Genomic DNA, 11,021 nt, shown 5'->3' with positions numbered 1-11,021 from the left:
CTATTCATATTTTGATTTAATGTATTATTGTTTTGAGCATGGCCATCTATTAAAACTCCAGCCACCGTGCAACCACTTAAGTACACAGTTATTAATAATGTTAGTAATAGCTTCATAATCCCCTCCTCTAAAAACATGTATATATACTATACGTTTATAAAATTAAGACTGTAAAAAGTTGTAAAACCAATTTAAATACACCTGTAAACACATTAAGTAAAAGTGATAAACCAATGTGTACATTTTACTAAATATGCTCTAAATCAACCTAAAATAAAAAACAATACATTGATTTTAAATGCTTTTATATTTGGCGCAGCAATTGCTTTTGTAAGTTAAGTTTTTTAATAGAGAATCGCTATGGAATTTGATTTACAGTGGAATGAAATCTTAGATAACTTAATTCATTTAGGTATTGCCTACGCCCTAGCCCTGCCAATGGCCTACGATAGAGAGCGAAGTAAAGACGGCGCTGGACTAAGAACATTTCCGTTAGTAGCAGTTGCATCGTGTGGGTATGCACTTATAGCCATGTCGGTACTAGACTCATCTGAAGCACAATCTAAAATGTTACAAGGAATAATAACAGGTATTGGTTTTATTGGTGGTGGCGCAATTTTGAAAAATAACCAGTCAACATCAGGTACTGCGACAGCAGCGAGCATATGGAATATGGGATTAATTGGTATTGCTGTAGCAAATAACCGATATGAAGTAGCCATTTTGCTAGCTATTATTAACTTTATAACGCTCAGGTATGTAAAAAAATTGAAGTAATATAGCTTAAAAGTAAAAACCCCATCGTTATATATGGGGTTTTAAATAAAAATAATTTTTTTGGTCTTTACAAAAAAGACATTTCCACTTTGTTTTAGCGTTACTGTTTGTGCTTGCGCACTTTTAATTAATAACCCGCAACGTAAATCATATTTAGAAATGACAATTTTATCAATAGCGCTTGTGTTGTAATTTACCACTTTATTTTCACAGCGCAGTTGAACCTTGCTAAGTGGCATTGTTGACTCAAGCACAACCTCACTTTTAGACAGTAAAGGCATAACAGCTTGATCTGTCTCAATAGCTATTTGTTGGTTTATATCGCCTGAATTTTTATAAATATCATTAACTTGAGCTAGCAACTGCTGCTTGTTTTCATCTGTAAAAACAAAGGCTTTAATATTTCCTAGGGCATCAATTGCATCATAAGCGCGCACGTAGTCCTGTTTAGATATAAACCATTGCAAAGCATTTTTTACCACTCGCACTTTAATCTGATCTGGTAAATTATCTCTAAATAAAAATGCATTATTAATATGTTTATCAAAGCCAATCCAATCTTGGGTAAAGTAGCTATGCTGACTTTTTAGCCATGAAAGTAATACTATTTCAACAGTATTTTTAGCATGGTCGCGTTCTAGCTCTATTATTTTACTTTGCGCTTCGTCTAATTTTTTTTCATTAATTAGATTACTTGCCGTTTCATAATCATTAAAAAAGCCATGCGTTGCTTTGTCGTTAGTGTACCCCAAGTGCAGGTTTTGAGAAGTCACTGTAATAAGCTTGGCACTAGGCACAGCTTTACCATCGACCTGAGCACTCTTGTAATTTAGTTTTGACACATACTCAACAACTTCTCTTTTGTATTTGTCTTGCCCGATAGATGCAACAATTTCTATATCACTAACCTGACCGCTTTCATTCACAACATAACTACTTAAATTTAAGCCTTCAAAGCGTGACACACGAGAAGATGTATTTGTTTGTTTATTGTAGTTGTCCTTAACAACTTCAGCTGGCACAAAATCTGCCATTACTGGCACACAAGTTAACGCAGGTAATATAGAAAGAGCTATAGAGAGTTTTTTCATTTGATTATCCATCCTAGAACGCAAAGTAGCTATTATAGAAACAAACATTATAAAAAGATGCAAGCTTATATTTATAACTAACCAAAATTTAACTATAGGCTAATAAATATAAAAAAGGCGCTTTATTAAGCGCCTTGGGTTTCAAGTATGTGTGCTTAAAACATATCTTGATAGGAGTGGGTTGTATTAAACGAAATTGCTTTATCAAAACCAGGAAGCTCTATTCCGTCTTCGCCAATTACAATGTCGTTATCGTCAATGGCGCCATCACCAAAACGATATACTAATTCGTACTTACCAAGGTCAGCTTGCGCTTTATAGGTATTTTGCAAAGCAACAACGGATGTATTTTTATAAGCGTAATCACTCATCGCTTTATCACCATGGCGCTTAGCAAGCATTTGTAGTGTTACTTTAGCGCTAAGTACTGTAGCTGTGGCGTTATTACCGCCAAAACCTTTTGAGTTTATAAAGGCGATGTCCATGTCGCCACAGTCGTAATGGCTGTTACGTATATCTAAGTGATCTGCATAAACATCGTCGGCCACTTTATCTATGGTAGTAATACCCGGCATAATATTATGGCTAAATACCCCCAGCGCAATAGCAAGTTGATCGCCACTTGCGGGGGCAATTGTATGCCCTACATAAGCTTTTGGCGCCGTTACTTTCCAGCTATCAATGGCAAAGGTTTGTGCCACTTTATGGTAAATAAGAGATTCTGTTACTCTATTTTGCGGCGTGCTAGAACCATGCGCTAAAATAAAGCTACGCTTTTGTAGCGCCTCTTTACCCAATAAGCTTGTTGCCAATGCCGCAGATTTAGCCATTGTAATGTAGTTACCCGGACCCGGTGAGGTGATTGATTTTTTAATGCCATCGGCATTTACAAATACATCAGGTACTGAGCCCATAATATCTGCACCAAGCTCAAGTGCTAATGCATCATCCATTAAAATAGTGACTTGTGCGCCTTCACCTAATGTAAAACCACAGTTTTCGCCAAATGGGCGGCTGCTTTTACGGTAATCGGGCTCTTGTTCACTACTTAAGTTATCTAAACGGCGCAGGCCTTCAACATTTGCAAGGGCGCTCATATTACCAAAGCCTTCTACCACTTCAGGCGTAATAGCGCATTCAACACTTGCTACCACCGCAACACGGGTGCGCCCTGCTTGAATATCGTTTACTGCAGCGCGTAAGTTATATAAAAATGTGGCACATGCACCCGAGGTAGAAAACGTAGTACCTACATTACCTGTAACGTAGGCGTTTATAAAATCAGTCGACATCGTGTTTAAGCCAAGTGCTAATTGCTTTGTACTAACACGATCGCCTTGCTGGCGTGCTTTAACTAAACCGCCTAATCCTTTGTCGTCCATTTGGCCAATAACCGAGGCTGAATAAGTACCAATTTTATCTGGCTCTACGCTATTCATTATGCGTTGCCAATCAAGGCCTGTTGATTTAATCGCATCGTTTGCAGCAAATATGGTGGCTTGCAAACCGCGTGGCTGATAACGGCTGTTATACATAATTGATGGATCAAACCCGGTAGGAAACTGCCCCGCCGATTTAATTGGGTTATCACGTGTAGAATCAAGCTTTACGTCTAGCTCTGCCGCTATAGTCACTTTTACCTTTTTACCTTCAAGCTCTTGTACTTTCCAACTTGCAGGTACTGGACTTGGTAAATCGCGTGCGCGAGTTTCAAATACAATCGCGTTTTCATCAGATGTCTTTAATGTCATTTTTTGCTGCCAAGGCGTGGCATCTGCATCAAAATGTTCTTTTTCAATTTTACGAATAAGCGTCCCAGCAATAATTTGCTCACCAAAGCGTGCTTCTATGTCGCTTTGCTCAACATTATTACCGTTTGTGTCTTGTAATTGACCATCAACAACGCGTACTAAGTTCATTAATGTGGCGAGGCCTAAAAATGTTTCACTACGAGCTTGTGCGTTTAATGCGTCTAACACGATACGGCGGTAACCTTGATGAAAAGAAGTACGGCCAGCGGCGTTAATACCACCCATGCCTACTATTACGGGTAATGCTGTCATAATTAACCTTTAAAACGTGTTATAGGAGAAGCCAACAGTTTAATTGGATTAATCACAGCGCTTTGTGCTTTAATAGCCAAATATTCAGCATTAAAGGCCAAAAAGTACTGGTCGGAGCATTCACATGCATAAAAAATCAGTAAACCCAGCGTTAAATATTGCCATAGCAGTGTACCCGCATTTACTTATTACCAGTTTAACACTGCCTATTGAAATGCTAAGAGCGGGTGAGGCTTATGCAAAAGGCCATTTAAGCCACACGGATTTTAGACCTCTTAGTATAAATTTGATTGCTAAAAATAATGAGCCAATACAAAACCGCACTGGGCTTGCCATAGTTCCCGACTGCACCACACATAACGCGCCCTACAACGACCTAATTATTGTGCCTGGGATTTGGCGAAACCCTCGCCCTGTCGTTCGTACTAATAAAGAAGTGGTTGAATGGCTACAAGAAAGCTTTGAAACCGGCAGTCATATAATTGGTGTAGGTACGGGTAATTGCCTAGTTGCAGAAGCGGGCTTACTGGATGGGCACCCCGCAACAACCCACTGGCATTACGCCAAACAATTTAGCAACGACTACCCGTTAGTGCGCTTAAAGCCCGACTTTTTTATCACCCAGTCAGAGCGCATGTATACGGTGGCAAGTTTAAATGCCCTTGCCGATGTGATCGTTCATATTATTAGCCAATACTATGGCAAAGCAGCTGCGCAACATGTAGAGCGTAACTTTTCGCACGAAGTACGTAAACCATACGAAGATCAGCGCTATCTTGAAGGCGCGGTTGACCGCCATCCAGATGAACTTATAGCGCAAATTCAGTTTTGGCTTAAAACTAATTTAGCCAGCGAGTTAAACTTACAAGAAGTAGCCGCCCAATTTAGTTTGAGTTATCGCACATTTACCCGCCGCTTTAAGCTTGCGACTAATCAAAGCCCTATAGAATATTGGCAACAATTACGGGTAGAAGGCGCTAAAGAGCTATTAGCTTCATCTAATTTAACGATTCAAGAAGTAGCACTTGAGGTCGGCTATAACGACCAAGGTCATTTAACCCGCGTGTTTAAAAAAGTGCTTAGCCAAACGCCAAGCGAGTACAGAAAAGTAGTACGAAGAAAACTATTTGGCTAATACAAATAATAACGCCACTAAATTAGTGGCGTTAAATCAGTGGCTTTCTGTGTCGTTAAAGTCTTTTCGGTAGTAACGTTTTTGATAATTTTTTACTTTAGTGTGTACGCCTTTGCTTAGGCTTTTAAATTTTGCCTCCAGTACATCTACACCGTATAAAATACCAACCACCAGCACCGAAATTTTAATGGCAGCACCTAAATTGTCGGTGGCTATCATTACCCCAATTGAGGCAAGCACCCAAATGGTTGCAGCAGAGGTCACCCCTACTACAGCGCCGTCTTTTGCAAGCATAACGCCAGCGCCTAAAAAGCCAATACCTGTAATTATTTGCCCCACTACACGAGAATGATCAATCACATCACCTTGTAAGTTAAACGCAGTTGATAAAAACAAATACGTGCCCAGCGTGATTAAAGCTGAGGTACGAATACCCACAGGTTTACCGCGCAATTGCCGTTCTAACCCAATTATGGCACCGCAAAAAGCGGCGGTACCAATGGCCGCCCACGAATAAGGGGCTACATCAATTAAATCTAAAAAAGTCACTCTTTTTTATAAACCTATTAATTATTTGCAATGGCCACTGCGGTTCTTAAACGTTGGCTACCAAATGCTGACATTTTACTAAAATCACTGCGCGCTATAGGTACGTACTGGCAATCTATAGCGAGTTGTTTGTCGCTTCCTGGCTCGCAAAACGGGTCATGAACATACACGCAGTGCTCATCAAGGTGGGTAACGCACACCCAATGAGGTGATTTTTTACCATCAAACCGGTATGTGCTAATTAGTAACAGCACACTAAAGCCTTGACTTAACCACTGTTCAATATGCTCAAGCTCTACATCTTTATAGCTAAGTGGTATATTTGCCTGCGCTATACCCTCTACAAATTGTTGGTGTACTGTTGAAAGCACCACTTTTTTGTTTTCACTGCGTACACCATCTAAAAACAACGGCTCTGTGGTATTTACCATTACCTCGCTTTTAAAGCCGCGTTTATTAGCCGCCAGCGCTAAACCAAATGGATGGCAACCACCGTGGCCCGATGTCATAAAAATGGTGGTGCTTTCGCGCCAAAGAGCCAGCTCATGTGATTGGCTAAGCTTAGTTGTTGGCTTAAGTGCCCCCATTGCCATTAATAACGCCGCAGGCCCACAGGTAAACTCGGTAGTTTGTTGGTACCACGGCGTTAACCGCGCTACTTTTAGCTCACTCGTTTGGCGAATATTTTTTTGCATTCGCAGTGCATCACTGTGATCGTCATAATAATCACTATATTGACCAAACACTCTGTAACCCAAGCTTTTGTAGAGCCCTATCGCACTTTCGTTATTTACCGCCACTTCTAATCGTAAGTAAAGTCGCCCACGCTCGCTGGTTTGTTTTTCAAGCGCAGCTAATAGCATTTTGGCAATGCCTTTACCTTGCATTGTGGGTAGTACAGCAAGCGAATATAAACGTGCTAAACGTGTGCCTTTATGGCACCACACCAGCCCATAGCCGCATACTTGCTCGCCATTATTGGCAACGAGCAAAATACCGTGCTTAGCATTTAACCAGCGCTTTAAGCTACGCGGGCTCAATTTATCGTTATTAAAGCAAGTATTTTCAACGTCAATCAATGCGTTTAAATCACTGCTAAGTGCCTGTCGAATAACAAGGTTACGCATGTTATTACCCACGGCCTCGCGCTTCTAAACGTTGTTTAAATTCGTCCATAATGATCATGTATAGCTCGTCGCCCAAATAGCCATCTTCTACTTTGTGATCAATACTTGGATTGTCATTTACTTCAAGCACATATGCTTTGCCTTGATGTTCTTTAACATCTACGCCATATAAGCCTTTGCCCACAGTTTTACATGCTTTTAAAGCAGCATCTAACACGGCTTTTGGTAACTCAAAGGTAGGTAACGTTTCAAAGCCACCAGAGAAAAACCGTTTAGCATCATGATTATAAATTTGCCAATGATTACGCGCCATTAAGTAGCGACACGCATAAATAGCGCGGCCATTTAATACACCCACTCGCCAATCGTATTCTGTGTACATGTATTCTTGTGCAAGTACCAATGCGCTATATTCAAACAGCTCGGTTAATTTAGCTTCAAGCTCACTGCGATTTGCAACTTTAAACACCCCTTTAGAAAACGACCCTTCAGGCATTTTTAAAACCAGCGGATAGGTAAAAGCCTCTTCTAATTGCTCAAGCGTTTGCGCTGCTTGATCAGCCACTACCACCGTTTTTAAGCTCGGCACTTTTTGATAATTAAACGCATCGTGTAAATACACTTTATTACAACAACGTAAAATAGATTCAGCATCGTCAATAACTACTAAACCTAGGCTTTGTGCTTTGCTTGCAAGGCGATACGTTGGGTGGTCAATTGCTGTAGTTTGGCGAATAAATAACGCATCAAACTGGGCAATGTTGTCTATTTCTTCAAAGCTTAATGCTTGAGCATTAATACCATGTTTAGCCGCTGCTTTTATAAAGCGGGCTATGGCATCTTTATCGCTCGGTGGTACTTTTTCGTTATGATCAACAAGGATTGCCATATCCCATCTAAAACGGCGCTGCACAGTACCAATGCGCCATTGGGTTTGAGTAAACGTATTTAGTTTCGCTACAAAATTGCTGTATTGCTCGTCGTTTAAAGTGCTAAGCGAACCTTGCTGTAACAAGCCTTGTTCATCTACATATAAAATAGGCGCTGGGTATTGCTTAAATACCGATTTAGCCGCTTTGCTTTGTAGCTCGTTTAAAGCATTACCAAAGTAAATTTCGCCATCAATTTGCCCAACGTTTAACATAGGAGCTTGTCCGCCTCGAAGCGCGTTTATTGTTTTAACACTGGGTAACACCTGGTGTTTGCGGGCCTCAGCAAGCAATGAGCAATAGTAACCCTTACTCAAGTATTGGCTTGAGTCGCATAAATTAATAATGCGGGTTTTAGGTTCATTATGTTTTGGGTAATCACGTAAGTAACTATTAAACGTAATCACATTTTCGAAAGATTGAGCAAGTGTTTGCTCGTTGTTATCAACCACTATTAAGGTTTTAAACACGACTTTTCCTAGTTATACCAATCGGTAGTAAGCCAATTATAAATGCGTGCGATCTTTAAATTATCGCACTATAAATAGAAACACCCATCGTACTAAGTGTGCATTGCGCGTATCACTTAATCCGATGGGTGCTTTAACAAATACCTACTGTAAGTGTTAGCGCCTAAATTGCTTAGGCGACATCAGCTTTATATGCCCTTTTTGAAAACCACACAAACGAGATATTTTTAGCGTAAAGATAAAAAATATTGATTAACTATATTTTCCTATTAATGCAGATTAAAATACGCAAAATTACTATTTTATGAGCGTTATAAATGTCACACCCAGCCTGCCCACAGTGCCAATCTGAATATGTTTACGAAGACCAGCAACTGCTTATTTGCCCTGAATGCGCCTATGAATGGAACCCAAATAACACAGGCGATGAAGACGCAATTTTAGTTAAAGATGCCAACGGCACCCTGCTTAATGATGGCGATAAAGTGACCATAGCCAAAGATCTAAAAATAAAAGGCAGCTCACAAGTTATTAAAATTGGCACAAAAGCGATTGTTAGGCGTGTGCTTGATAAAAAAGATCACGAGCTAGATTGTAAAGTAGATGGTATTGGCGAAATGATGGTAACAGCGAAGTTTGTGAAAAAAGCTAACTCGTCGGTCGGATAAATGGCGAAGCCATCCTGCATGTCTCACCAAAACGATCGAAATAATTGATTTTATTCAGTTATTGGTGAGCATTCGTAAACAACCGCTAAACCCAGGTCTATATGAGCAACAATATAGCCATATTCCTTCTTTGACAATTTGCCAGTTTTATACAGCTCTTTTGCCGACTTATGGTTCCATGATTCACCACATTTTGACTCTGGAATTTGAAGCTCTAGGGTCAGTAGGTATTCCTTTTCTTTATCTATGGAATACCCTTTTTTAACAGAGCTTTTCGCGCAGAGGCTAAGTGCATATTCAACCGCAAACTTGTCAACGCTTGGTATACCAACAAACTCCACATCACACCCTAAAACACGTTCGCCAGAAGCCTTCGTGTAATAAAGCTTTCCTGTAGTGCAAGCTGACAGTAAAAAGAGCATCGCGGATATTGATAAAACTCTATGAATCAAAATACTTCCTTGTTTACCTAATACCCGCTAAAGCGGAATAAAATTGTCAGTAATAATATGAAGCGAAGTGGAACTGAGCCAACCGCTTTAGTTTCATCTGAACGGCTTGTTAGCCTTCTAAAGTACTTGATCGCCATGCCCATTGTGAACTTTCATTTAGACCAAAACCTTGTTCAATGTGAAGGTTATTTGCGTAGCGTAAAGTACAGGTTTCCAAAAATATATCGCCGACGTCAAGGTCTTCTGAGAGGTAAATATAATCATCGGAGTTAAATTCATCACAAACAAAGCCAATGATAATTTGAATGTTCATCGCTGCTAGTCGAGAAGCTCTTGACAATAAAGTCAAAACCAGTCTTTTAGTTCTTGGGTCATCAAACTCCCAGGTAAATTCGGGATTATCAATAATGGGAAAAACAGCATGCGCTATATGATTTCTTATGTTCCTTACCAAAGAAAAACCAATGGATTTATGATTGTCTTTTTCAAGATCTATATCAAAATTAACTTTGAATATATCTTTGTATATTTTCGATACTTCAGTTAACCCATCTACTTTGTGGGAATAATACTCTGGCAATTCTCTTGAAACAAAAACCTCGTCTAACAGCCATGCTGATTGCGTTGAGTAACTTCGTTTTCTTTCTATATTTTTACTAGTTTTTTTAGTTTAAAAAACTGTTGTTCATAAACTTGACTTGATAACCGGTAAGCCTCTTCAAGTGCATTCGAAATAAATAGAAATCTAGTAATCTGGGTTGCTAGAGAAGAATCATGGTTTGCATTTGAATTAAGTTCGTCAGCTACAGGTTCGCAGTAAAAATGTGCTTCCTCATATCTAAAGGTATTCATGTCAACTGATTCAAGTTGACTAGCTAAACGAAGCCATTTGGCAATGCTTTGAGTTTTGGCAACACCACACTCAACGATTTCTTTTTTAACTGACTTAAATACTGCTTTTTCATTGCTAAGTAGCTCACAAAATTTACCAAGCTCATGCAGGTGAAGAGTCAACTCTCTGAAGGAGCCACAAATCTGACAAACTGGTTTCTGTGTTTTCACAACTCTATTCCTTGAAGGCTAACACCTTATTGCTCCCATTTTGATAATTAATAACACACCAAAACGACTTTTAATAATGTTATGAGACAGAATTACCTTTGTCGGATGGCGCTGCGCTTATCCGACCTACATCTAAAACCAATGTTTTATAAAAGTTCTACCACTTCATATTCATGGTTTTTGCCTGCAATGGTTAGACTTACTTCATCATCAAGCTGTTTACCTAAAAGTTGTTTACCCAGTGGGGCTTCGGGTGTAACAACTTGAATAGTTAGCCCTTTAACTTCGACCATTAAGCCGCCTGCGGCTGGGCCTAAATAAAACCATTTTTGTAGGGCGCTTTCATCTTCTAGGCAAACGAGTGAGCTTATAATCACTTTATTGTGATTAGGCTCTTTAAAAATGGCTTCAAACTGTTTAATACTTTTGTAGCAATCGTTTACACGCTCGGCTTGGCCTTGTGCTAAATAAGCGGCTTCGAGTCCTAGGGTATCGTACTGCGTTTCTGCAACGCTTTCTTCGTGAGTTGCGGCGTCGTGCGCGGCTTTTGCTGCTTGTTTTGCACTGTTTAATTGTGCTTCGAGTGCAAATTTAAGGTGTTCTATTACGTGGGATTTATTCATGAAAGGCGCTAAAAACCAATGCTGTAAACTATGTGGTTGATTTTAACGTTATAATGCGCTTAAAACCATTATTTT

General features: G+C 39.7%; 12 protein-coding genes. 3 read left to right on the top strand and 9 right to left on the bottom strand.

Features of this window, described 5'->3' with window-relative positions:
• Positions 1-360: 360 nt before the first annotated feature.
• Positions 361-777 (top strand): MgtC/SapB family protein, encoded by a 417-nt coding sequence (locus P20480_RS04685; protein WP_006794759.1) that lies wholly within the window; start codon positions 361-363, stop codon positions 775-777.
• A 41-nt stretch (positions 778-818) separates the two neighbouring features.
• Here P20480_RS04685 and P20480_RS04690 read toward each other — a convergent pair whose 3' ends face one another.
• Both P20480_RS04690 and P20480_RS04695 read right to left on the bottom strand, forming a co-directional pair.
• Complete coding sequence (locus P20480_RS04690; protein WP_008131600.1) at positions 819-1,868, bottom strand: energy transducer TonB; 1,050 nt, start codon at positions 1,866-1,868, stop codon at positions 819-821.
• A gap of 155 nt (positions 1,869-2,023) precedes the next feature.
• The gene (locus P20480_RS04695; RefSeq protein WP_008131598.1) at positions 2,024-3,931 is read right to left on the bottom strand and encodes a beta-ketoacyl synthase; all 1,908 of its coding nucleotides are present in this window, start codon (positions 3,929-3,931) and stop codon (positions 2,024-2,026) included.
• 124 nt (positions 3,932-4,055) lie between these two features.
• Here P20480_RS04695 and P20480_RS04700 point away from each other — a divergent pair, with 124 nt between their 5' ends.
• Entirely contained in the window at positions 4,056-5,066 is a 1,011-nt protein-coding gene (locus P20480_RS04700; RefSeq protein ID WP_008131596.1) for a GlxA family transcriptional regulator, read from the top strand.
• A gap of 36 nt (positions 5,067-5,102) precedes the next feature.
• Here the strand turns inward: P20480_RS04700 and P20480_RS04705 are convergent, their stop codons facing one another.
• From P20480_RS04705 to P20480_RS04715, 3 genes are read right to left on the bottom strand one after another with little or no spacing between them, the layout of a single operon-like run.
• The gene (locus P20480_RS04705; RefSeq protein WP_008131595.1) at positions 5,103-5,615 is read right to left on the bottom strand and encodes an MgtC/SapB family protein; all 513 of its coding nucleotides are present in this window, start codon (positions 5,613-5,615) and stop codon (positions 5,103-5,105) included.
• A gap of 17 nt (positions 5,616-5,632) precedes the next feature.
• The gene (locus tag P20480_RS04710; protein ID WP_008131593.1) at positions 5,633-6,742 is read right to left on the bottom strand and encodes a GNAT family N-acetyltransferase/peptidase C39 family protein; all 1,110 of its coding nucleotides are present in this window, start codon (positions 6,740-6,742) and stop codon (positions 5,633-5,635) included.
• A 4-nt stretch (positions 6,743-6,746) separates the two neighbouring features.
• The gene (locus P20480_RS04715) at positions 6,747-8,141 is read right to left on the bottom strand and encodes a RimK family protein (RefSeq protein WP_008131591.1); all 1,395 of its coding nucleotides are present in this window, start codon (positions 8,139-8,141) and stop codon (positions 6,747-6,749) included.
• A gap of 317 nt (positions 8,142-8,458) precedes the next feature.
• On the opposite strand from P20480_RS04715, the gene P20480_RS04720 reads away from it, so the two are divergent.
• On the top strand, positions 8,459-8,809 hold the full coding sequence (locus P20480_RS04720) for a zinc ribbon domain-containing protein YjdM (protein ID WP_008131588.1): 351 nt from the start codon (positions 8,459-8,461) through the stop codon (positions 8,807-8,809).
• Positions 8,810-8,859: 50 nt separating this feature from the next.
• On the opposite strand, the gene P20480_RS18565 is transcribed toward P20480_RS04720, so the two are convergent.
• From P20480_RS18565 to P20480_RS04735, 4 genes are all read right to left on the bottom strand, one after another.
• Complete coding sequence (locus tag P20480_RS18565) at positions 8,860-9,261, bottom strand: hypothetical protein (protein ID WP_370587974.1); 402 nt, start codon at positions 9,259-9,261, stop codon at positions 8,860-8,862.
• Positions 9,262-9,370: 109 nt separating this feature from the next.
• A complete protein-coding gene (locus tag P20480_RS04725; protein WP_008131583.1) occupies positions 9,371-9,841 on the bottom strand; it encodes a hypothetical protein in 471 nt (156 codons plus the stop codon).
• A gap of 65 nt (positions 9,842-9,906) precedes the next feature.
• Positions 9,907-10,323 carry a hypothetical protein gene (locus tag P20480_RS04730; protein WP_033025727.1) on the bottom strand — a complete coding sequence of 139 codons (417 nt, stop codon included), beginning with the start codon at positions 10,321-10,323 and terminating at the stop codon, positions 9,907-9,909.
• A 146-nt stretch (positions 10,324-10,469) separates the two neighbouring features.
• A complete protein-coding gene (locus tag P20480_RS04735; RefSeq protein ID WP_008131581.1) occupies positions 10,470-10,946 on the bottom strand; it encodes a GreA/GreB family elongation factor in 477 nt (158 codons plus the stop codon).
• Positions 10,947-11,021 lie beyond the last annotated feature (75 nt).

It is taken from the genome of Pseudoalteromonas sp. BSi20480, assembly GCF_000241365.1.
GTDB classification, from domain to species: domain Bacteria; phylum Pseudomonadota; class Gammaproteobacteria; order Enterobacterales; family Alteromonadaceae; genus Pseudoalteromonas; species Pseudoalteromonas marina.
The sequence above is the reverse complement of the archived record's forward strand: the minus strand, read 5'-3'. Positions and strand labels throughout refer to the sequence as shown.

Bases quoted from the DNA above. Each gene is read 5' to 3' on its own strand.
- P20480_RS04685 (WP_006794759.1), top strand. From the start codon at position 361: ATGGAATTTGATTTACAGTGGAATGAAATCTTAGATAACTTAATTCAT.
- P20480_RS04690 (WP_008131600.1), bottom strand. From the start codon at position 1,868: ATGAAAAAACTCTCTATAGCTCTTTCTATATTACCTGCGTTAACTTGT.
- P20480_RS04695 (WP_008131598.1), bottom strand. From the start codon at position 3,931: ATGACAGCATTACCCGTAATAGTAGGCATGGGTGGTATTAACGCCGCT.
- P20480_RS04700 (WP_008131596.1), top strand. From the start codon at position 4,056: ATGCATAAAAAATCAGTAAACCCAGCGTTAAATATTGCCATAGCAGTG.
- P20480_RS04710 (WP_008131593.1), bottom strand. From the start codon at position 6,742: ATGCGTAACCTTGTTATTCGACAGGCACTTAGCAGTGATTTAAACGCA.
- P20480_RS04720 (WP_008131588.1), top strand. From the start codon at position 8,459: ATGTCACACCCAGCCTGCCCACAGTGCCAATCTGAATATGTTTACGAA.
- P20480_RS04735 (WP_008131581.1), bottom strand. From the start codon at position 10,946: ATGAATAAATCCCACGTAATAGAACACCTTAAATTTGCACTCGAAGCA.